The sequence below is a fragment of the Streptomyces himastatinicus ATCC 53653 genome (assembly GCF_000158915.1).
In the GTDB taxonomy this organism is placed as follows: Bacteria; Actinomycetota; Actinomycetes; order Streptomycetales; family Streptomycetaceae; genus Streptomyces; species Streptomyces himastatinicus.
In genome coordinates this window covers 4,710,775-4,732,021 of sequence record NZ_GG657754.1, presented here as the reverse complement: position 1 = coordinate 4,732,021, position 21,247 = coordinate 4,710,775, and the positions used below count along the sequence as shown (strand labels likewise).

Here is a 21,247-nt window from a genome sequence, read left to right as displayed (position 1 = left end):
GGGGGCGGCCCGGCCCGCTATTCGGTGAGACGCCCGGTCAGCTCCTGGGCCAAGTCTTCGGCGTTCCCCTGGAGTTCTTCGCTTTCGGGAATGTCCTTTTTGTTGGTCGACCACTCGTCGTACTCAATGGTGGCAATCACATTCGACGACCGGAAAACGACCGTGATGTCGCGGTGGATTCCGGAGTCCTTGGTGATCAGCTGGTCATTGAGGAACGCGTCGTCCGCGAGGTCGTCGAGGCGGCGCGGGGCGGTGGAGTCCGGGTTCTCCGGCGTCTCCCCGTCGCTTGCGGTGCCCTCATCGTCGCCCGCGCTCGGGGTGCCCGTGCCGCCGTTCTCGCCGGTGTTGCCCTTCTCACTCCCGGCGCCGCTCTCGCTGCTCTCCGGGCTCGCGCCGCCCTTGCCGCCCGATTCGCTCGACCCGCTCGACCCTGGCTCGGCTGACGAGGAGGCGGAAGCGTCGTCGCCGCCCGGCTGGTCCTCGTCCTCGTCATCGTCGGAGGCGCCGGGGGAGGACGAGGGCGGGGCGTCCGGAATGTCCGCGGCGACCGCCTTCTTCTCGTACAGCTCCTGCGCCCGGTCGTCGTCGCTCACGGACGGGTCGTACGAGACGACGCGCTCGAAGTCCAGCGTCAGATAGCGGGTGCCGCTCGGTGTCGCGACCTTCCAGCGGCAGCCGTCGCGCCGGTCTATGTCGTACGTCACGGTCGCCTGGCCGTCGTATGCCTTGTCGTCCTCGGTGCCGCCGGGCAGCAGCCGGTGCAGGGTCTTGGGGCTCACGGCGCCGCACGCCTCGGGGAGGGTGTTGTAGCGGCCCGGCTCGGCCGAGACCGCCGCGCCGGAGTCGTCGGAGGAGCTGTCGTCCGCACCCGGCTTCGAGTCGGAGCCGGTGCATCCGCTGAGTCCCGCGGCGGCGAGCACGGCGATGAGCAGGGAGGCGGCCGGGGTGGCGCGCCGTCCACGGGCCGTTCGCTGCGCTGGCTGCACTATCCGTGTCCCTTCGAGCGAAAACTGCTTGCCGCCCGTAGGCGATGGCTGGAGACAATGTGTACCGCACGGGCCGCCGCGTCTGCCGGTCGGTCGTCGTGAATGGGCTATGGGCCCGGTTTTTGCGTTTTCAGTCTTTAGCGGGGGAATGAGTAAAACATGTCGTATGTCGAGGTGCCCGGGGCGAAGGTCCCCATCCGGATGTGGGCGGACCCCGCGACGGTCGAGGGCGGGGCCATGCAGCAGCTGCGGAACGTGGCGACGCTGCCGTGGATCAAGGGCCTGGCCGTGATGCCGGACGTGCACTACGGAAAGGGCGCCACCGTCGGTTCGGTGATCGCGATGCAGGGGGCCGTGTGCCCGGCGGCGGTCGGCGTGGACATCGGCTGCGGGATGTCGGCGGTCAAGTCGTCGCTCACCGCGGATGATCTGCCGGGCGATCTGTCGCGGCTGCGGTCCAAGATCGAGCAGGCGATTCCGGTGGGCCGGGGGATGCACGACAACCCGGTCGACCCGGGGCGGCTGCACGGGTTCCGGACCACCGGGTGGGACGACTTCTGGGGGCGGTTCGGGGGAGTGGCCGAGGCGGTCAAGTTCCGTCAGGAGCGGGCCGTGAAGCAGATGGGGTCGCTCGGATCGGGCAACCACTTCATCGAATTCTGTCTCGATGACGAGGGTTCGGTCTGGCTGATGCTGCACTCCGGTTCCCGGAACATCGGCAAGGAGCTGGCCGAGTACCACATCGGCCAGGCCCGCGGACTGCCGCACAACCAGGGTCTGATCGACCGCGATCTGGCCGTCTTCATCGCGGACACCCCGCAGATGGCCGCCTACCGGCACGATCTGTTCTGGGCGCAGGAGTACGCGAAGTACAACCGCGCGATCATGATGTCGCTCTTCCAGGAAGTCGTGCGCAAGGAGTTCGTGAAGGCGCGGCCGGTCTTCGAGCCGGTCATCTCCTGCCACCACAACTACGTGGCCGAGGAGCGGTACGAGGACATGGACCTGCTGGTGACCCGGAAGGGCGCCATCCGCGCGGGCCACGGGGACTACGGGATCATCCCCGGTTCGATGGGCACCGGTTCGTACATCGTCCGGGGCCTGGGGAACGAGGCGTCCTTCAACTCGGCCTCGCACGGCGCCGGCCGGAAGATGAGCCGGAACGCGGCGAAGAAGCGTTTCTCGACGCAGGACCTGGAGGAGCAGACGCGGGGTGTGGAGTGCCGTAAGGACTCCGGCGTCGTGGACGAGATCCCGGGGGCCTACAAGCCGATCGAGAAGGTCATCGACCAGCAGCGGGACCTCGTCGAGGTGGTGGCCCGGCTCAAGCAGATCGTCTGCGTCAAGGGCTGACGCTCCTCCCGTGCCCCCGGCCGCTCAGCGCTCGCGGTGGACCTTGTGCTGGGCGGCCTGGGCGCGGGGGCGGATCACCATCAGGTCGACGTTGACGTGGGAGGGCCGGGTGACCGTCCAGGCGACGGTGTCGGCGACATCGTCGGCGGTCAGCGGCTCGGCCACGCCCTCGTACACGGCGGCGGCCTTGTCCTCGTCCCCGCGGAACCGGTTCACCGCGAACTCGTCCGTCATGACCATGCCCGGCGCGATCTCGATCACCCGCACCGGTTCGCCGCACAGCTCCAGCCGCAGCGTGCCCGCGATCGCGTGCGCGCCGTGCTTGGCGGCCGCGTAACCGCCGCCGCCCTCGTACTGGATGTGGCCCGCCGTGGAGGACAGCACCACGATCGTGCCGTCGCCGGAGGCGACGAGGGCGGGCAGCAGGGCCTGTGTCACATGGAGCACGCCCATCACGTTGACCTCGTACATCGCCCGCCAGTCGGCCGGGTCGGAGGCCCCGACGGTCTCGGCTCCGATGGCCCCGCCCGCGTTGTTGACCAGGACGTCGCAGCGGTCGAAGTGATCGGCGAAGGTGGCCACGGCGTCCCGGTCGGTGACGTCCAGGACGTACGGCACGGCCTCGTGCCCCGCCTCCGTCAGCTCCGCGGCCAGCGCCTCGATCCGCTCCTTGCGGCGCGCGGCCAGGACGACGCGAAATCCGGCCTCGGCGAGCCTGCGGGCGGTGGCCGCCCCGATCCCACTGCTGGCACCGGTGATGACTGCGGTACGGGTGGTCATCGACCCTCCTGTGGCGATGTGGCGTGCGTGAGTGCGGTAGGAAAATCGCACCGTGATCCATACGCAGGATATGACCTTCTGATCTGCGGCCGATCGGGGGACTGAAGATCGGAAACCGCTATCCGCTCATGGCCCCGGGGAAGGGTGCACTGCGTCCGGCGCGCCGCCGGTCTCGGACTCTCGCATGCCCCAAGGAGTGAATTCAGGTCATGACCCATCAGAACAGAATGCTGTACCGGTCCCGTCAGTCCTTCCGTCGCTGGGGAGTCGCCTCCGCCGGTGCCCTCGCGGCGGCGGCTCTGGTGGCCGGTGCGCCGTCGGTCGCGTGGGCCGCGGGCACCACGCCGGGCTCGCACTCGACGTCTGCCTCCGCATGCCCCCAGGACCAGGAGCGGCACGGCGACCGCAACCATGGGGATGGCCGCCAGCACGACAACGGTAAGCAGAAGCACGACAACGGCAAGCACGAGAACGGCCACCACGACAACGGGCGCCACGAGAACGGCAAGCACGACGATGGCCGCCACGACGATGGCCGCCACGAGGACGGTCGCCACGAGGACGGTCGCCACGAGGACGGGCGCCACGACGATGGCCGCCACGAGAACGGTCGCCACGACGATGGCCGCCACGAGGACGGCCGCCACGACGACGGTCGCCACGAGAACGGTCGCCACGACGACGGCCGCCACGACGACGGTCGCCACGAGGACGGGCGTCACGAGGATGGCCGCCACGACGACGGTCGCCACGAGGACGGTCGTCACGAGAACGGCAAGCACGACGACGGTCGCCACGAGAGCGGCAAGTACGGCAACGGCCAATCCGCCAACGGCCAGTCGGGCAGCGGCTGGTACGGCAAGGGCCAGAACGGCAATGGCCAGGCCACCAACGGTCAGGCCACCAACGGTCAGGCCACCAACGGTCAGGCCACCAACGGTCAGGCTGCCAACGGCCAAGCGGGCAACGGGCAGTCCGGCAGCGGCTGGTACGGCAAGGGCCAGAACGGCAACGGTCAGGCCACCAACGGCCAAGCCGCCAGCGGGCAGGCCGCCGCCGAGGGCCAGAACGCTCGGCCGAACGGTCGGATGGAGCGGCCGGAGCGCCCGACCCGCTGGCAGCGCGAGACCAGCGCCCCGCAAGGCCACGGCTACCAGCAGCGCGGCATGGCCCAGTACGCCGAGCCGGCCCAGGCCGCGGTGGCGCAGCCCGAGGTGGTCCAGGAGCCCGTCGCCACGCCGCAGGACCGTTTCGGCGCCCCGTCGGCCCACGGCGACCACCAGGACGACCACGCCCGTAAGGACGACCACGCTCGCCACGACGACCACGCTCGCCACGACGACCACGCTCGCCACGACGACCACGCCCGCCACGACGACCACGCCCGCAAGGACGACCACACCCGCAAGGACCCCCACGCCCACCAGAACCACGAGACGGCCACCACCGACGCCGCGCAGAGCGGGCCGGTGACCCTTCAGCAGGCCGTGGAGATCGCCGAGTGCGAGGTCGGCGGCCAGGCCGTCAGCGCCGAGCTGGTGGACGACTGCCCCGAGGACGACCCCCGTCACGACGACCACCGCAAGGATGACCCGCGCAAGGACGACCACCGCAAGGACGACCACCGTAAGGGCGATCACCGCAAGGACGACCACCGCAAGGACCAGCAGCACCGTGACCCGCAGCGCCACGGCGACAAGCAGCGGGACGACCACAAGCAGCACGACCCGCAGCACAAGAACGGCGAGAAGCACCAGGTGTGGGCCGTGGACGTCGAGTGCGACGACACCATCACCCGCGTGCTGATCGACCCGGACACCGGCTGCGTCCTCAGCTCAACCCAGGAGGAGGACAACGGCGACCACGCTCACCACGGCCGCCCGCTCACCTTCTAGGCGCGTACATGATCACGGCGACTCCGGCCAGACAGATCAACGCACCGATGACATCGAAGCGGTCGGGCCGGTAGTCGTCGGCGACCATGCCCCAGGCGAGTGATCCGGCGACGAAGACGCCGCCGTACGCCGCGAGGATGCGGCCGAAGTTCGCGTCCGGCTGGAGCGTGGCAACGAAACCGTAGGCGCCGAGAGCGACGATCCCGGCGCCGATCCAAGCCCATCCCCTGTGCTCGCGCACACCCTGCCAGACCAGCCAGGCGCCTCCGATTTCCAGGAGGGCGGCCAGGACGAACAGGCTGACGGAGCGTGCGATGAGCATGGGGGAAGGCTAGAACAGCACTGGTCAGGGCCAGACCAGGCAGTACGGCTGGTGGCCGGCCTCATGCAGGCGGTGGCTGAAGTCCTGCCACTCGTGGAGCAGTTGGTAGACCAGGAAGGCGTCGCGCGGACCGCCGCGGTCCGGGACCGTGGACCAGATGAAGGCCGCGGCGCCCACCGCCTCCTCGCCGACGCCGCGCAGCGGGTCGACGGCGGTCATCGGCAGCTTGACGACGGCGTAGTCCGGGTGCAGGACGACGAGTTCGAGCGGGGGCACTTTGTGCAGCGGCACGCCCTCGATGCCGGTGAGGACCATCGCGGCCACCGTCTCCGGCTTGATCTTGGTGAACATGCCGTGGCCCAGCTCGTCGCCGCCGAGCTCCTCGGGGCGCATGGAGATGGGGACCCGTGCGGCGGTGGCCCCGTCGGGCGCGCCGAAGTACTTGTAGGTCACCCCCATGCGGCCCCCGCTCCTGCTTGCCCTGCCCGCGTCTTCTCGCCGATGGCGTCCGGGGCGGGCACGCTCGGGGCCTCGATCGTCAGTCCCTTCACCCAGTTCGCCACCGCGATGCATATCTCCACCCGACCACTCGCAGCCACCGCCGCGCAACCCGATCATTGCGACCTGATCAAACTGATCAATATGACTGAGACCTCCCCCGCATCGGCGTTGTGAAACGCCCGGCGGCAGGACTCCGTCACCCTCTGACAACATGGCGTGCGTGAGCTATCCGTACGCAGCCCCAGTTTCGCAGACGCTTTTCGATCGCGCGGCCGTCGTGACGCCCGGCGGCGTGAACTCTCCGGTTCGGGCTTTCCGCGCCGTCGGAGGTACGCCCCGCTTTATGGTGTCCGGTGACGGTCCGTACCTCACCGATGCCGACGGACGCGAGTACGTCGACCTCGTGTGTTCGTGGGGACCGATGATCCTCGGCCATTCGCACCCCGAGGTGATCGGCGCCGTGCAGGCCGCCGTCGCCCGTGGTACGTCGTTCGGCACGCCGGGCGAGGGCGAGGTCGAACTCGCCGAGGAGATCGTGGCCCGCGTCGGCCCCGTCGAGCAGGTGCGCCTGGTGTCGTCCGGCACCGAGGCCACGATGTCGGCGATCCGGCTGGCCCGCGGGTTCACCGGCCGCCCCAAGGTGATCAAGTTCGCGGGTTGTTACCACGGCCATGTGGACGCCCTGCTGGCCGCGGCCGGGTCCGGGGTGGCGACCTTCGGGTTGCCGGACACCCCCGGTGTGACGGGCGCGCAGGCGGGGGAGACCGTCGTGCTGCCCTACAACGACCTGGAGGCCGTGCGGGCGGCGTTCGCCGCGCACCCGGGCGAGATCGCCTGTGTGATCACCGAGGCCTCGCCGGGCAACATGGGCGTGGTGCCGCCGCTGCCCGGGTTCAACGCGGGCCTGAAGGAGCTGTGCGCCGACAATGGCGCGCTCTTCATCTCCGACGAGGTCATGACAGGCTTCCGGGTTTCCAGGTCCGGCTGGTTCGGGCTCGACGGGGTCGTACCCGATCTGATGACCTTCGGCAAGGTCATGGGCGGTGGCTTCCCGGCCGCGGCCTTCGGCGGCCGCGCCGATGTGATGGCGCAGCTCGCCCCGGCCGGCCCGGTCTACCAGGCGGGCACGCTGTCCGGGAACCCGATCGCGACGGCGGCCGGGGTGGCGCAGCTGCGGCTGCTGGACGACGCGGCGTACGACAAGGTCGACACGGCCTCCGCGCAGCTGCGGGCGCTGGTGACCGAGGAGCTGGCCAAGGCGGGCGTCGCGCACCGCGTGCAGAACGCGGGCAGCATGTTCACGGTCTTCTTCACCGACGAGGACGTCACGGACTACGCCAAGGCGAAGGCGCAGCAGGCGTTCCGCTTCACCCCCTTCTTCCACTCGATGCTGTCCCAGGGCGTCTATCTGCCGCCGTCGGCCTTCGAGTCGTGGTTCCTGTCGACGGCCCATGACGAGCGGGCGCTGGAGCGGGTGGCGGAGGCTCTGCCGGGGGCGGCGCGGGCCGCCGCCGAGGCGACTGAATGATGGGTGACATGACACAGAGCGAGAACGACATCACCGTCGTCCATGTGATGCGCCACGGCGAGGTGGAGAACCCGGAGGGCGTCCTGTACGGGCGCCTGCCCGGCTACCACCTGTCCGAGCTGGGCCGCCGCATGGCCGACCGGGTCGCCGAGCACCTCGCTGAGCGCGACATCACCCATGTCGTGGCCTCCCCGCTGGAGCGGGCCCAGGAGACGGCCGTGCCGATCGGCAAGGCGCACGGTCTGGACGTGGCCGTCGACGAGCGGCTGATCGAGGCGGCGAACGCCTTCGAGGGGAAGACCTTCGGGGTGGGCGACGGCGCGCTGCGCAGGCCGGCCAACTGGCGTCATCTCACCAACCCCTTCCGCCCTTCCTGGGGCGAGCCGTACATCGACCAGGTGGTGCGGATGATGGGGGCGCTGGGCGCGGCGCGCGACGCCGCCCGCGGGCACGAGGCGGTCTGCGTCAGCCATCAGCTGCCGATCTGGATCGTGCGCAGCTTCGCGGAGCGGCGGCGGCTGTGGCACGACCCGCGCAAGCGGCAGTGCACCCTGGCCAGCCTCACCACCTTCACCTACCGCGGCGACAAGATCGTGTCGATCGGCTACAGCGAACCGGCGCGCGATCTCGTCCCCGCGCATCTCCTCGCGGGTGCCAAGCCGGTGAAGGGGGCCTCCAAGGGGTTCGGCGCATAACCAGCGCGCTGTAGGCGTCTCATCGCATTGCGTCATCGTTCCCGGGGAAATGTGCCGGGACTGTAATTGACCGCGTCCGTTCGGAACCCCGCTATTCGTCTCGCCATCTCAAAGGTCGTCCGTGGCCCGGACAACCAGTACGGCGAGTGCGAATTGAGGACGCTATGCGTGAGGTCAGCCGGAGGGGGATCCTCGGTCTTGGTATGGGAGCGGTCGCGTCACTGACCGCTGTCGGCTGTTCGTCATCGGGGTCGGACAAGGCGGCGCCGAAGAGGACGGCGCAGGCAAAGCCGATCGGTGATGGTTCAACTTCCCGTGGGGTGAACCGGCCGAAGGATCCCAAGCCGGAGCGTCTTGAGCGGGGGCAGAAGCCGCCGCAGTTCGTGGTCTTCTCCTGGGACGGTGCGGGAGAGGTCGGCAACGGCCTCTTCCCGCGTTTCCGTAAGCTCGCCGAGGACCACGGCGCGACCATGACGTTCTTCCTCTCCGGGCTCTACTGCCTCCCCGAATCGAAAAAGTCGCTGTACAAGCCGCCGAACAACCCGGTGGGCGCCTCCGACATCGGCTATCTCACCGACGACCACATCAAGGCGACACTGGAGAACGTGCGTCTGGCCTGGCTGGAGGGCCATGAGATAGGCACCCACTTCAACGGCCACTTCTGCTCCGGCCGCGGCACCGTCGCCAACTGGACGTCCGCCCAGTGGGAGTCGGAGGTCGAGCAGGCCGTGTCGTTCGTGACGCAGTGGCGTACGAACACCGGATTCAAGGATGTCGATCCGCTGCCCTTCGATTACCGTGAGGAACTGATCGGCGGGCGCACTCCCTGTCTGCTGGGACAGCAGAATCTGCTGCCGACCGCCCGTAAGCTCGGTTGGCGCTATGACGCCAGTTCGCCCGGCGGCCGTCAGGTGTGGCCGTCGAAGAAGATGGGGCTGTGGGACTATCCGCTCCAGCAGATTCCCTTCCCCGGCCATTCCTTCGAGGTGCTCTCGATGGATTACAACGTCCTGGCGAACCAGTCGCAGAATTCCACGAAAGCGCCGCCCGCCAACTACCCGGGCTGGCGCAAGCAGGCCACCGACGCGTACATCGCCGGTTTCCAGCGGGCGTACGAGACCAATCGCGCCCCGTTCTTCATCGGCAACCACTTCGAGCAGTGGAACGGCGGCATCTATATGGACGCCGTCGAGGAAGCGCTCAAGCACATGGCCGACGAGAAGAACAAGGACGTGCGGCTGGTGTCCTTCAAACAGCTCACGGACTGGCTGGACGCGCAGGACCCGGAGGTGCTCGCGGATCTGCGGGGGCTCGGGGTGGGCCAGGCGTGGACCGCCGGCAGTAGCTGATCGTCTCGCTCCGCAGGGGGCCGAGGGGGGTGGCGAAGATCCGCAAAAGGGCCATGCGAAACTTTTCACATGAGTGCCTGCCGCGCCCCTCGGCGCCTCGCGACCTGCCGTCGCGCAACCGTGCTGGCCACCGGGGCCGCGGTTGCCGCGCTGTCCCTCTCCGCCTGCGGTAGCGGCGGCACCTCGGGCGGATCCGCCGATACCAAGTTCGTGCAGGGCAAGGGCGGCGTCGACACCGTGCCCAAGGGGGACCGCCAGGACGCTCCCCAGCTGTCCGGCAAGACCCTCGAGGACAAGCCGCTCGACGTGGCCGACTACAAGGGCAAGATCGTCGTCCTGAACGTCTGGGGTTCCTGGTGCGCGCCCTGCCGGGCCGAGGCCCCGAACCTCGCCAAGGTCGCCAAGGACACCAAGGCCAAGGGTGTCCAGTTCATCGGGATCAACACCCGGGACAGCAACCGAGCCCCCGCGCTCAGGTTCGAGAAGGCGTTCAAGGTCGACTACCCGAGCCTGTACGACCCGATCGGCAAGCTGATGCTGCGCTTCCCCAAGGGCAGCCTCAACCCGCAGGCCATCCCGTCGACCATCGTGCTCGACCGGAACGGCAAGATCGCGGCCCGCGCCCTCACCCCGCTCAGCGAGGACAGCGTGCGCAAGATGCTCAACCCGCTCATCGCGGAGAAGTGACCTCTTGTGACTACGCTCGCCGCCACCGGTGCGAACGAGACCGTGCTGACCGGGGCGCTGCTGCTGGCCCTGCCGATCGCCGTCCTCGGCGGACTGGTCTCCTTCTTCTCCCCCTGTGTGCTTCCCCTGGTGCCGGGCTACATGTCGTACGTCACCGGGATCACCGGTACGGATCTGGCGGAGGCCAGGCGCGGCCGGATGGTCGCGGGCGCCTCGCTCTTCGTACTCGGCTTCACCGCCGTCTTCGTCTCCGGCGGCGCGCTGTTCGGCCACTTCGGCTGGACGCTCCAGGAGCACAAGGAGACCATCTCCAAGATCCTCGGGGCCGTCACGATCCTGATGGGCCTGGCCTTCATGGGGCTGCTGAAGGGCTTCGGACAGCGGGAGTTCCGCTTCCATATCTCGCCCACGATGGGGCTGGCGGGCGCGCCGGTGCTGGGTGCCTTGTTCGGCGTCGGCTGGACGCCGTGCCTGGGGCCCACCCTCACCGCCGTCCAGGCGCTGGCGTTCAATGAGGGGAGCGCGGGCCGCGGCGCTCTGCTGACCGTCGCGTACTGCGTCGGGCTCGGGCTGCCGTTCGTCGTCGTCGCGGTGGCCTACCGGCGCGCGCTGGGCGCCTTCACTTGGGTCAAACAGCACTACGTGTGGGTGATGCGGACCGGTGGCGGCCTGCTCATCGCCCTGGGGGTGCTGCTGCTCACGGGTGTCTGGGACGCCATCATGAGCGACACGCAGAGCTGGGCTCAGAGCTTCAACGTTGGGATCTGATCCATGTCCACCACCGATACCGACTCCGCGGCCGAGAAGGCGGCTGGGCAGGCGGCCGCGAAGACGGCCGAGGAAGCGGCCGACAGCGGCGCGGGCGGCGCGGAGGAGCGCGAACTGGGCGCCGCGGGGTCGCAGCTGTCCACCGCCCCCGCCGAGGAGATCAACGTCCCCTCGCTGGGGCCGCTCGGCTGGGTCCGGTGGTTCTGGCGGCAGCTGACCTCGATGCGGGTCGCGCTGCTGCTGCTCTTCCTGCTCTCCCTGGGCTCGATCCCGGGCTCGCTGATCCCGCAGACGAGCATCGACCAGCTCAAGGTCCAGGACTTCAAGGACAAGCACCCGACCGTCACCCCGATCTACGAGAAGCTCCAGCTGTTCCACGTCTACAGCTCGGTGTGGTTCTCGGCGATCTACATCCTGCTGTTCATCTCGCTCATCGGCTGCATCGTGCCGCGCACCTGGCAGTTCGTGGGCCAGCTGCGCGGCCGCCCGCCGGCCGCCCCGCGCCGGCTCACCCGGCTGCCCGCCTACACCACGTGGCGCAGCGACGCCGAGCCCGAGAAGGTGCTGGAGGCGGCGCAGCGGATCATGAAGCGGAGGCGCTTCCGCAGCCAGCTCACGGGGAACGCGGTCGCCGCCGAGAAGGGCTACCTGCGCGAGGTCGGCAATCTGCTGTTCCACACCGCGCTGATCGTGCTGCTGGTCTCCTTCGCCGCGGGCCAGCTGTGGAAGACCGAGGGCAGCAGCCTGATCACCGAGGGCGGCGGCTTCTCCAACAGCCTGACCCAATACGACGACATCAAGACGGGGCAGCTGTTCCAGAGCGACGACCTGGCGCCCTTCAGCTTCCAGCTGGACAAGTTCCACGCGACCTACGAGCGCAGCGGCCCCCAGATGCGCACGCCGCGCACCTTCCGCGCCGATGTCACCTACTGGGACGGGGTGGACGGGGCCGCCCGCAAGAAGTCGATCAAGGTCAACGAGCCGCTGGAGATCCAGAATTACAAGGTCTTCCTGCTGAACCACGGCTACTCGCCGGTCGTCACGGTCCGGGACGGCCAGGGCGATGTGGTGCACAAGGGGCCGGTGGTCGGGCTGCCGATCGACGGGGCCAACCTCACCGAGAGCATGGTGATCAAGCTCGGTGACTACCGCGACAAGAACGGCAAGCGTGACCAGGTCGCGTACCAGGGGCAGTTCCTGCCGACCTGGGTGCGCAGCAAGGGCATGTTCTCCCAGTTCCCGGCGCTGGACAATCCGGCACTGGTGCTGACGGCCTACCACGGCAGCCTCGGCATCGACGGCGGTACCCCGCAGAGCGTGTACCAGCTCGACAAGTCGCGGATGAAGCAGTACCTGGAGCCCGACGGGAAGACCAAGTTCGCCCGGGCGCTCGCGCCCGGCGACACCATGAAGCTGCCGAACGGCGAGGGCTCGCTGACCTTCGACGGCGTCAAGAGCTGGGCCAGCTTCCAGATCTCGCACAAGCCGGGCGACCAGACCGCCCTGCTGGGTGCCGTGGGGGCCCTGGTGGGCCTGGTCGGCTCGCTGTTCATCCAGCGCCGCCGGGTCTGGGTCCGGGCGGCGAAGGGCGACGACGGCGCGACCGTGGTCGAGATGGCCGGACTCGGCCGCAGCGAATACGCCAAGCTCCCCGAGGAGCTCGCCGAACTGGCCGTCCGGCTACAGACGGACGCGCCTCCCGCGGATCCCGAGAAGCCCGGCGATACCGCAGAGCCTGTAGACCCCGCAGATCCCGCAGAAGGAGCGCGCGCGTGAACCTCGCGGCCGCAGTCAACGAGAATCTCGCCCACTACAGCAATGTGCTGATCTACACGGCGATGGCGGTCTACACCCTCGCCTTCCTCGCCCATATCGCCGAGTGGGTCTTCGGCAGCCGCAGCGCCGTCGGCCGCACCGCCGCCGCGATCACCCCCGAGACCGCGGCCGCCAACCGGGCCTCGGTGACGGTGCGGACGGCCGAAAAGGGCGGCGGCACCGCCGTGCTGGAGCGCCCGAAGGTCATCACCCGGTCCGCACCGGGCAGCCGCGACGTCCCGGACGGGCCGGGCGCGGCGGGCGGCACCGAGCAGGGCGACGTCTACGGCCGGATCGCGGTGGGCCTCACCGTGCTGGCGTTCCTCACTCATGCCGGTGGTGTCCTCACCCGCGCGCTGTCCGTGGAGCGCGCGCCCTGGGGCAACATGTACGAGTTCTCCACGACGTTCGGCATGGTCGCGGTCGCCACGTACCTCGTGCTGCTCGCGCTGAAGAAGAACGTCCGCTGGATCGGTCTGCCCCTGGTCACCACGGTCCTCCTCGACCTCGGACTCGCTGTCTCTGTCTTGTACACCGACAGCGACCAATTGGTTCCGGCCCTGCACTCGTACTGGCTGTGGATCCACGTCAGCTGCGCGATCATCTCCGGCGCCTCGCTGTACATGGGGGCCGTCTCCACGCTGCTCTACCTCTTCCGCGACCGCTACGAGGCGCAGCTGGAGAACCCGGAGGGCAAGCAGTACCGCCAGGCCGTCAAGTCCGTGCTGGCGCGGGTGCCGTCGGCGGCGTCGCTGGACAAGTTCGCGTACCGCATCAACGCCACGGTCTTCCCGCTGTGGACCTTCACGATCATCGCGGGCGCGATCTGGGCCGAGGCGGCCTGGGGCCGCTACTGGGGCTGGGACCCCAAGGAGGTCTGGTCGTTCATCACCTGGGTCGCCTACGCCTGCTACCTGCACGCCCGGGCCACCGCGGGCTGGAAGGGCCGCAAGGCCGCGTACCTCGCGCTGATCGCCTTCGCCTGCTACCTGTTCAACTACTACGGCGTGAACATCTTCATCACCGGCAAGCACTCCTACGCCGGAGTCTGACCCGGTACACCACGCCGCTCACGCCGCCCGCGCCCCGTCAGGACGCGGGCGGCGTGTTGTCCTCCGGGCCGTCGCCGCCCTTGCGGCGCAGCTCCTCCTCGCGGCGGCGCAGATCCGCCTCCCAGTCCTTCAGCAGCTCCTCGTCGCGCTCCTTCGGCGGCTGCTCGACGTCGTCCTCCGGCCGCTCCGGCCCGTCGCGCCGCTCGCCCAGGGACTTCAGGAACTCCGGGTTGTCGTCCGGGGCGACCCATGAGCGCCGGGTCTCGGCCGCCGTGGCCCGCTTGCGGCCCACCAGCAGCCAGGAGATCGATCCCACCACCGGGAACAGCAGGACGAGGATCGCCCACAGCGGCTTGGGGATATAGCGGACGTCCTGCTCTTCGGTGGTGATGCAGTCGATGAACGCGTAGATGCTGAGTGCCAGCGGCACCAGGATCATCAGCACCCGGAGCATGAGGCGATCCCCCTGCGTGTGGTGTTCGGGGACCGGCCTGGCGGGCCCCAGTTACGGGACCAGGGTAGTGCGTACCGGATACTGGGACGCATGGCTTATGACGATCTTCGTTCCTTTCTGCGGGCGCTCGACAGGGAAGGCGACCTCAAGCGCGTCAAGGCCGAAGTCGATCCGTATCTGGAGATCGGCGAGATCGTGGACCGCGTCAACAAGGCGGGCGGTCCCGCGCTGCTCTTCGAGAACGTCAAGGGCGCGGCGATGCCGCTGGCCATGAACGTGTTCGGCACGGACCGCCGGCTCCTCAAGGCCCTGGGCCTGCGCTCGTACGACGAGATCAGCGAGAAGATCGGCGGCCTGATCAAGCCCGAGCTGCCCCAGGGCTTCGTCGGGCTGCGCGAGGCGTTCGGCAAGCTCGGCTCCATGGCGCACGTACCGCCGAGGAAGGTGAAGGAAGCACCCGTCCAGGAGGTGGTGCTGACCGGCGACGACGTCGATCTCGACGCGCTCCCGGCGCTGTTCACCTGGCCCGAGGACGGCGGCTCGTTCTTCAACCTCGGCCTCACCCACACCAAGCATCCGGAGACCGGGGTGCGCAACCTCGGCCTCTACCGCCTCCAGCGCCATGACCGCCGCACCATCGGGATGCACTGGCAGATCCACAAGGACAGCCGCAACCACTACCAAGTCGCGGCCCGGCGCGGGGAGAAGCTGCCGGTCGCGATCGCCTTCGGCGCGCCGCCCGCCGTGACGTACGCGTCGACCGCGCCGCTCCCCGGTGACATCGACGAGTACCTGTTCGCGGGGTTCGTGCAGGGCCGGCGGATCGAGATGGTCGACTGCAAGACGGTGCCGCTCCAGGTCCCGGCCGCCGCCGAGGTCGTCATCGAGGGCTGGCTGGAGCCCGGGGAGATGCTGCCGGAGGGCCCGTTCGGCGACCACACCGGCTTCTACACACCGCAGGAGCCGTTCCCGGCGCTGACCATCGACTGTGTGACGATGCGGTCCCGTCCGCTGCTCCAGTCGATCGTGGTGGGCCGTCCGCCGACCGAGGACGGGCCGCTGGGGCGGGCCACAGAGCGGTTCTTCCTCCCGCTCCTCAAGATCATCATCCCGGACATCGTGGACTACCACCTCCCCGAGTCGGGCGGCTTCCACAACTGTGCGATCGTCTCGATCGACAAGAAGTACCCCAAGCACGCGCAGAAGGTCATGCACGCCATCTGGGGTGCCCACATGATGTCGCTGACCAAGCTGATCGTCGTGGTCGACGCCGACTGTGACGTACACGATCTGCACGAGGTGTCCTGGCGCGCGCTGGGGAACACCGACTACGCCCGCGATCTGAGCGTGGTCGAGGGCCCCGTCGACCATCTGGACCACGCCTCGTACCAGCAGTTCTGGGGCGGCAAGGCGGGCATCGACGCCACCGCCAAGTGGCCCGAGGAGGGCTACACCCGCGACGGCGGCTGGCCGCACATGGTCGAGTCCGATCCGGAGGTAGCCGATCGGGTGACCCGACGCTGGAAGGAGTACGGGCTGTGAGGTCCGAGGTAATGATGGAAGAAGGCAGCGCGGTGGCGGGCTCTCCCCGCCACCGCGGGGGTGAACCGGAGTACGGGCTGTGAGTTCCGCCGCTGCCGCCGCCGTACCGCAGCCCGGCCGCACCAAGGCCTTCCTTCGCCTGGTGATGATCGAGCACTCGGTCTTCGCGCTGCCCTTCGCGTACACCGCCGCGCTGACCGCGATGCTGCTGTGGGACGAGCGCGTCCACTGGATCGAGCTGCTGCTGATCACGGTCGCGATGGTGGGCCTGCGTACCTTCGCGATGGCCGCCAACCGGATCATCGACCGCGAGATCGACGCACGGAACCCCCGGACCGCCTCCCGCGAGCTGGTCACCGGCGCGGTCTCGGTGCGCACCGCCTGGACCGGGGCGCTGGTCGCGCTGGTCGTCTTCCTCGGTGCCGCCGCGCTGCTCAATCCGCTCTGCCTGGCGCTGGCGCCGGTCGCGGTCGTGCCGATGGTGGTCTATCCGTACGGCAAGCGGTTCACCGACTTCCCGCACGCCATCCTGGGCCTCGCCCAGGCCATGGGCCCGATCGGCGCCTGGATCGGCGTCACCGGGGAGTGGTCGTGGGACGCGGTGATCCTCGGCCTCGCGATCGGCATCTGGATCGGCGGGTTCGACCTGATCTACGCCTGCCAGGACGTGGCCGCCGACCGGGCGCACGGGGTGCGGTCGGTACCGGCGCGCTTCGGCATCGCGGGGGCGCTCCACGGGGCGCGCGTCTGCCATGTGATCACCACACTGCTGCTGGTCTGGTACGCGCTGGCGACCGGCGCCGGGGCCTTCTTCTGGCTGGGGCTGGTGATCGTGGCGGCGGCGTTCGCGTACGAGCACACGATCGTGCGCCCCGACGACCTCTCCCGCCTGAACCGGGCCTTCTTCACGGTGAACGGCTTCATCGGAATCGCCCTGTTCTGCTGCGCTCTGCTCGACCTGGTGGTGCGGGGCCTCGGCCCGTGAGAGCCGCCGGATAGGCTCGGTGTGTGGAGCCGCCGCACGGGCCGAACAGGCCGCACGAAGAAGTGAGCAGACGCCGGCCCTGGGTGGTCGGCGTGTCCGGCGCGTCCGGGACGCCGTACGCCGCGTCGGTGCTACGCGCGCTGCTGCACGCGGGGGAGGCGGTCGATCTGGTGATCAGCCGCGCCTCGCGGCTGACGCTGCTGGACGAGACGGGGATCGGATTCCGGGACGCGCACTGGCGGGAGGATCTGCGCCGCTGGCTGGCGCGCGGCGCGGACGGCACGCCCGACGCCTTCGACGTGCCGGTGGACTCGGCGGACGTGACCCACTGGGCGGCCGGGGACCTGGCCGCCGGGCCGTCCTCGGGCAGCTACGAGGTCAAGGGGATGCTGATCGTCCCCGCGAGCACCGCGTGTGTGGCCGGGGTCGCGCTGGGGCTTTCGAAGGATCTGCTCCAGCGGGCCGCGAGCGTGACGCTGAAGGAGCGGCGCCCGCTCGTGGTGGCGGTCCGGGAGACCCCGCTGAACGGCCAGACCCTGCGGCACCTGGTGACGCTGGACGAGGCGGGCGCCGTGGTGCTGCCTGCCTCGCCGGCGTTCTACGCGGGGGCGACGCACATCCAGGATCTGGTGGACTTCGTCGCGGGGCGGGTGCTGGACGCGGCGGGGGTGCCGCACAAGCTGTACCGCCGGTGGGAGGGGGAGCTCGGTGGAGACCGGGGACCGGAGACCGGCTAGCGGATGTCCCGGGGCCGGGGTGTCTAGCGCGTCCAGCGCTTCCTGGCGCGGGCGGCACGGGCCGCGACGACGGCCGCGCGGCGGGCCGTGCGGGACACGGGACGGTCGGGGGTGCGGACCACGGCACGCGAGCGGCCGGCCAGTTCCCGCAGCTCCAGCATGCGGGCTTCAAGACCTTCGATCGTGTACACGGTGACTGTCATCTCCTGAGGTAACAGGCCGAATGCCTAGAGGATTTACAGGACTTGTGGTCCTGATGCCTTAGATTCTACATGTAATGACGCTCTAACCCTGAATAATGGAAGGCGCACGGCATATGGACGCGGTGGACAGGCAGCTCATCCAGGCCCTGCGGGAGAACGGCAGGGCCTCGTACGCGGAGCTGGGCAGGCTCGTCGGCCTCTCCGGCCCCAGCGTCACGGACCGGATCAACCGCCTGGAGGCGGCCGGGGTGATCACCGGCTATCGCGCGACCGTGGACGCGGCCTCCCTCGGCCTCGGAGTCACCGCCCTCATCGGCCTCCAGCTCTCCGACGCCGCCGACCACGAGGACGTGGCGCAGCGGCTGCGCGACCTCGCCGAGATCGAGGACTGCTGGTTCATCGCGGGCGACGACTCGTACATGCTCAAGGTGCGCGCCTCGAACGTGGACGGTCTGGAGCGCACCGTCCGCAGACTGTCCCTGACCAAGGGCGTCGCCCGGACGCGTTCCACGATCGTGCTCTCCACGAAGTGGGAGAACCGGGTCGGAGAACTTCCCGAGGACGCCGAGGCGTAGTCTCGGCGAAGGCCGACACCGGCACGACGACGTAGGGCCAGACGCATGGGAGGCGGCCGTCGCATGAGCGCAGCGACACACGATGTGGGTTTCAAGCGGGAGTTGGAGCAGAAGGTGCTCGCGGGCGAGCGGCTCACCCGTGAGGACGGTCTCGCCCTGTACGAGTCCGACGACCTGGCCTGGCTGGGCGGACTCGCTCATGAGGTGCGCACCCGCAAGAACGGCGACGTCGTCCACTTCAACGTCAACCGTCATCTCAACATGACGAACGTGTGCACCGCGTCCTGCGCCTACTGCTCCTTCCAGCGCAAGCCGGGGGAGAAGGACGCGTACACGATGCGCATCGAGGAGGCCGTTCGCCTCGCCAAGGCGATGGAGAACGACAAGCTCACCGAGCTGCACATCGTCAACGGGCTGCACCCCACCCTGCCCTGGCGCTACTACCCGCGGTCGCTGAAGGCGCTCAAGGAGGCGCTGCCCGCCGAGGTGTCGCTGAAGGCGTTCACCGCCACCGAGATCCACCACTTCGAGAAGATCTCCGGAATGTCCGCGTCCGAGATCCTGGACGAGCTGATCGACGCCGGTCTGGAGTCGCTGACCGGCGGCGGCGCGGAGATCTTCGACTGGGAGGTCCGGCAGCACATCGTCGACCACGACACCCACTGGGAGGACTGGTCGCGCATCCACCGGCTGGCGCACGAGAAGGGCCTCAAGACCCCGTGCACCATGCTGTACGGGCACATCGAGGAGCCCCGGCACCGGGTGGACCACGTGCTGCGGCTGCGTGAGCTCCAGGACGAGACCGGCGGTTTCCAGGTCTTCATCCCGCTGCGCTACCAGCACGACTTCGTGGACATGCAGGACGGCAAGATCCGCAACCGGCTCCAGGCGCGCACCTCCATGGCGACCGGTGCGGAGGCGCTGAAGACCTTCGCGGTCTCCCGGCTGCTGTTCGACAACGTCCCGCACGTCAAGGTCTTCTGGGTGATGCACGGGGTGCAGACCGCGCAGCTCGCCCTCAACCACGGCGCGGACGACATGGACGGCTCGGTCGTCGAGTACAAGATCACGCACGACGCGGACAACTACGGCACGCCGAACAAGCTGACCCGCGACGATCTGCTCGACCTGATCCGGGACGCGGGCTTCCGCCCGGTGGAGCGCAACACCCGGTACGAGACCATCCGCGAGTACGAGGGCCCGGACCCGGCCCGGCGCGAGTCGCCGCAGCCGATGCGGGTGTGAGGCCCACCGTCTGAGGGGCGGCGCGGCGGGTACCCGGGGCGCATGAGCCCCGGTACGGCACCCGAGGACGCCTACACCGCCGAGCCCTTCGTGCCCGGCGGCGCCGGGCTGGACGCGCTCCGGGAGGCGGCCGCCGGATGCCGCGGCTGTCCGCTGCACCGTGAGGCCAGCCAGACCGTGTTCGGCGCGGGCGCCCCGGACGCCCGTGTCGTCCTCGTTGGCGAGCAGCCCGGCGACCAGGAGGACCGGCAGGGCAGGCCGTTCGTCGGGCCTGCGGGCAAGGTGCTGACCCGGGCGCTGGACGAGGCCGGGGTGGACCCGGACGAGACGTACATCACCAATGCCGTCAAGCACTTCAAGTTCACGGTCGTCCCCGAGCGCGGCAAGCGGCGCATCCACAAGCCGCCCAGCCTGCGCGAGATGACCGCCTGCCGCCCCTGGCTGGCCGCCGAGGTGCACGTGATCGACCCCGAGGTGATCGTGGCGCTCGGCGCGACCGCAGGGAAGGCGCTGCTGGGGCCGTCGTTCCGGGTGACGAAGCAGCGCGGGATGCTGCTGCCGTGCCCCGCGCTGGACGGCCACGAGATGCTCGCCACGATCCACCCGTCCGCCGTGCTGCGGGCCGACGACCGCGAGGCGGTCTACCGGGGCCTGGTGTCGGACCTGAGGGTCGTCGCGGAGACCCTGCGCTGAGGCCGGGACGTCTTCGGGCGACTGCTCGGATATCGTCGTCCGCATGCCGCTGACGTTCGACCTCGACCCCGAGACCACCCCTGGGCTGCTCGACTCGATCCGCACGCTCTGGGTGGACGTCTCGAACGCGGGCGGCGCCGTCGGCTTCGTACCGCCGGTGACCACGGAGGACGTACGTCCCGAGCTGATCAAGCACCTCACCGCGATGGCCGAGGGGCGCACCCGGCTGCTCGTCGGCCGGGACGAGACCGGCGCGGCGGCCGCGACCGCCTTCTTCACCCTCAACACCCACCGGCTGATGCGGCACTGGTGCTGGCTCTACAGCGTCATGGTCCACCCCTCCCACCAGGGCAAGGGATACGGCCGCGAGCTGATGGCCGCCGTGGAGGACGCCGCCCGCGGGATGGACGGCGTCCAGGGGATACGGCTCACCTGCCGGGGCGGCACCGGGGTGGACCGGTTCTACGCGTCCTGCGGCTACAAGGAGGTCGGCCGGGTGCCGGGGGCGATCAAGGTCGCGGACGACGACTTCCGTGACGACATCACCATGTGGCTACCGCTGAATTGATCAGAAACCGGACGTGATTGACTGGGAGGGCAGAAACTTCCAGGAGGACTTCCCGGAGAAAGGGGACCCCGTCGTGTCACTCAAGCCGAGCGCCACGTTCCGCTACACCGGTATGCGCCTGGGGATCTTCGCCGGTTGCTTTCTGATCATGTGGGCGTTGGTCTACTTCCGCGTGGTCCCCTCGGGCCTCGGCGCCTCCAACCTGTTCTGGGTCGTCCTGCTCGCGCTGATCGTCTCCGCCCCGCTCAGCTTCGTCCTGCTGCGCAAGCAGCGCGAGGCGATGGCGGTGCAGGTCGCCGAGCGCGTGGACCGGGCCAAGGAGCGGCTGGCGGCGAGCCAGAGCCAGGAGGACGCCTCGACCACGGAGTCCGACGCGACCGCCGCGTCCGTGCAGGACGGTTCGCGCGCCGGTGCGTAACCCGGTGTAAGGCTCCTCACACCCCGCACACCTGTCCAACGCCCTCCGGGCCAGCAGCCGCTGGCCCGGAGGGCGTTGAGCTGTTTCCGGCCACCC

At 69.4% G+C, this 21,247-nt stretch carries 23 protein-coding genes; 17 read left to right on the top strand and 6 right to left on the bottom strand.

Annotated elements, in window-relative coordinates; translation table 11 throughout:
• Positions 1-17: 17 nt before the first annotated feature.
• The gene (locus SSOG_RS19725; protein ID WP_063631578.1) at positions 18-986 is read right to left on the bottom strand and encodes a hypothetical protein; all 969 of its coding nucleotides are present in this window, start codon (positions 984-986) and stop codon (positions 18-20) included.
• A gap of 159 nt (positions 987-1,145) precedes the next feature.
• Here SSOG_RS19725 and SSOG_RS19720 point away from each other — a divergent pair, with 159 nt between their 5' ends.
• Positions 1,146-2,339 (top strand): RtcB family protein, encoded by a 1,194-nt coding sequence (locus SSOG_RS19720; RefSeq protein ID WP_009716009.1) that lies wholly within the window; start codon positions 1,146-1,148, stop codon positions 2,337-2,339.
• Positions 2,340-2,363: 24 nt separating this feature from the next.
• Here SSOG_RS19720 and SSOG_RS19715 read toward each other — a convergent pair whose 3' ends face one another.
• Positions 2,364-3,119, bottom strand: coding sequence for an SDR family NAD(P)-dependent oxidoreductase (locus SSOG_RS19715; RefSeq protein ID WP_009716007.1), 756 nt, complete (start codon positions 3,117-3,119; stop codon positions 2,364-2,366).
• Between the two features lie 209 nt (positions 3,120-3,328).
• Between SSOG_RS19715 and SSOG_RS54860 the strand changes: the two genes are divergently transcribed.
• A complete protein-coding gene (locus SSOG_RS54860) occupies positions 3,329-5,014 on the top strand; it encodes a hypothetical protein (protein ID WP_009716006.1) in 1,686 nt (561 codons plus the stop codon).
• Here the strand turns inward: SSOG_RS54860 and SSOG_RS19705 are convergent.
• Together SSOG_RS19705 and SSOG_RS19700 are read right to left on the bottom strand one after the other, a co-directional pair.
• Positions 5,004-5,336 carry a YnfA family protein gene (locus tag SSOG_RS19705; protein WP_009716005.1) on the bottom strand — a complete coding sequence of 111 codons (333 nt, stop codon included), beginning with the start codon at positions 5,334-5,336 and terminating at the stop codon, positions 5,004-5,006. The genes SSOG_RS54860 and SSOG_RS19705 overlap by 11 nt on opposite strands.
• A 24-nt stretch (positions 5,337-5,360) precedes the next feature.
• Positions 5,361-5,909 carry a hypothetical protein gene (locus SSOG_RS19700; RefSeq protein WP_078510346.1) on the bottom strand — a complete coding sequence of 183 codons (549 nt, stop codon included), beginning with the start codon at positions 5,907-5,909 and terminating at the stop codon, positions 5,361-5,363.
• Positions 5,910-6,048: 139 nt separating this feature from the next.
• On the opposite strand from SSOG_RS19700, the gene hemL reads away from it, so the two are divergent.
• The 7 genes from hemL to ccsB all read left to right on the top strand — a co-directional run bounded on the left by hemL (position 6,049) and on the right by ccsB (position 13,731).
• Positions 6,049-7,365, top strand: a complete 1,317-nt coding sequence (gene hemL / locus SSOG_RS19695; protein WP_009716003.1) for a glutamate-1-semialdehyde 2,1-aminomutase — start codon at positions 6,049-6,051, stop codon at positions 7,363-7,365.
• A gap of 8 nt (positions 7,366-7,373) precedes the next feature.
• The gene (locus tag SSOG_RS19690; protein ID WP_208867363.1) at positions 7,374-8,060 is read left to right on the top strand and encodes a histidine phosphatase family protein; all 687 of its coding nucleotides are present in this window, start codon (positions 7,374-7,376) and stop codon (positions 8,058-8,060) included.
• Between the two features lie 164 nt (positions 8,061-8,224).
• Positions 8,225-9,409 carry a polysaccharide deacetylase family protein gene (locus tag SSOG_RS19685; protein ID WP_039938116.1) on the top strand — a complete coding sequence of 395 codons (1,185 nt, stop codon included), beginning with the start codon at positions 8,225-8,227 and terminating at the stop codon, positions 9,407-9,409.
• 69 nt (positions 9,410-9,478) lie between these two features.
• On the top strand, positions 9,479-10,096 hold the full coding sequence (locus tag SSOG_RS19680) for a TlpA family protein disulfide reductase (RefSeq protein ID WP_009716000.1): 618 nt from the start codon (positions 9,479-9,481) through the stop codon (positions 10,094-10,096).
• A gap of 6 nt (positions 10,097-10,102) precedes the next feature.
• Positions 10,103-10,864: a cytochrome c biogenesis CcdA family protein gene (locus SSOG_RS19675; RefSeq protein WP_009715999.1), complete on the top strand. Its 762-nt coding sequence runs from the start codon at positions 10,103-10,105 to the stop codon at positions 10,862-10,864.
• 3 nt (positions 10,865-10,867) lie between these two features.
• Positions 10,868-12,640 (top strand): cytochrome c biogenesis protein ResB, encoded by a 1,773-nt coding sequence (gene resB / locus SSOG_RS19670; protein ID WP_009715998.1) that lies wholly within the window; start codon positions 10,868-10,870, stop codon positions 12,638-12,640.
• Positions 12,637-13,731 carry a c-type cytochrome biogenesis protein CcsB gene (gene ccsB / locus SSOG_RS19665; protein ID WP_009715997.1) on the top strand — a complete coding sequence of 365 codons (1,095 nt, stop codon included), beginning with the start codon at positions 12,637-12,639 and terminating at the stop codon, positions 13,729-13,731. The genes resB and ccsB overlap by 4 nt, the downstream gene beginning before the upstream one ends.
• Positions 13,732-13,768: 37 nt before the next feature.
• Here ccsB and SSOG_RS19660 read toward each other — a convergent pair whose 3' ends face one another.
• Entirely contained in the window at positions 13,769-14,185 is a 417-nt protein-coding gene (locus SSOG_RS19660) for a PLD nuclease N-terminal domain-containing protein (protein ID WP_009715996.1), read from the bottom strand.
• 90 nt (positions 14,186-14,275) lie between these two features.
• Between SSOG_RS19660 and SSOG_RS19655 the strand changes: the two genes are divergently transcribed.
• The 3 genes from SSOG_RS19655 to SSOG_RS19645 all read left to right on the top strand — a co-directional run bounded on the left by SSOG_RS19655 (position 14,276) and on the right by SSOG_RS19645 (position 17,449).
• Positions 14,276-15,727, top strand: a complete 1,452-nt coding sequence (locus SSOG_RS19655; protein ID WP_039938109.1) for a menaquinone biosynthesis decarboxylase — start codon at positions 14,276-14,278, stop codon at positions 15,725-15,727.
• Between the two features lie 79 nt (positions 15,728-15,806).
• Positions 15,807-16,712, top strand: a complete 906-nt coding sequence (gene mqnP, locus SSOG_RS19650; protein ID WP_009715994.1) for a menaquinone biosynthesis prenyltransferase MqnP — start codon at positions 15,807-15,809, stop codon at positions 16,710-16,712.
• Positions 16,713-16,774: 62 nt separating this feature from the next.
• Positions 16,775-17,449 (top strand): UbiX family flavin prenyltransferase, encoded by a 675-nt coding sequence (locus SSOG_RS19645; protein ID WP_009715993.1) that lies wholly within the window; start codon positions 16,775-16,777, stop codon positions 17,447-17,449.
• 23 nt (positions 17,450-17,472) lie between these two features.
• Here SSOG_RS19645 and SSOG_RS19640 read toward each other — a convergent pair whose 3' ends face one another.
• Positions 17,473-17,652 carry a hypothetical protein gene (locus SSOG_RS19640; RefSeq protein ID WP_009715992.1) on the bottom strand — a complete coding sequence of 60 codons (180 nt, stop codon included), beginning with the start codon at positions 17,650-17,652 and terminating at the stop codon, positions 17,473-17,475.
• Between the two features lie 113 nt (positions 17,653-17,765).
• Here SSOG_RS19640 and SSOG_RS19635 point away from each other — a divergent pair, with 113 nt between their 5' ends.
• From SSOG_RS19635 to SSOG_RS19615, 5 genes are all read left to right on the top strand, one after another.
• The gene (locus SSOG_RS19635; RefSeq protein WP_039938108.1) at positions 17,766-18,227 is read left to right on the top strand and encodes an Lrp/AsnC family transcriptional regulator; all 462 of its coding nucleotides are present in this window, start codon (positions 17,766-17,768) and stop codon (positions 18,225-18,227) included.
• A gap of 63 nt (positions 18,228-18,290) precedes the next feature.
• A complete protein-coding gene (gene mqnE, locus SSOG_RS19630; RefSeq protein ID WP_009715990.1) occupies positions 18,291-19,472 on the top strand; it encodes an aminofutalosine synthase MqnE in 1,182 nt (393 codons plus the stop codon).
• A gap of 42 nt (positions 19,473-19,514) precedes the next feature.
• Positions 19,515-20,165, top strand: a complete 651-nt coding sequence (locus tag SSOG_RS19625; RefSeq protein ID WP_009715989.1) for a UdgX family uracil-DNA binding protein — start codon at positions 19,515-19,517, stop codon at positions 20,163-20,165.
• A gap of 43 nt (positions 20,166-20,208) precedes the next feature.
• A complete protein-coding gene (locus SSOG_RS19620) occupies positions 20,209-20,733 on the top strand; it encodes a GNAT family N-acetyltransferase (protein WP_009715988.1) in 525 nt (174 codons plus the stop codon).
• A gap of 13 nt (positions 20,734-20,746) precedes the next feature.
• Positions 20,747-21,151 carry a DUF4229 domain-containing protein gene (locus SSOG_RS19615; protein ID WP_425385423.1) on the top strand — a complete coding sequence of 135 codons (405 nt, stop codon included), beginning with the start codon at positions 20,747-20,749 and terminating at the stop codon, positions 21,149-21,151.
• Positions 21,152-21,247 lie beyond the last annotated feature (96 nt).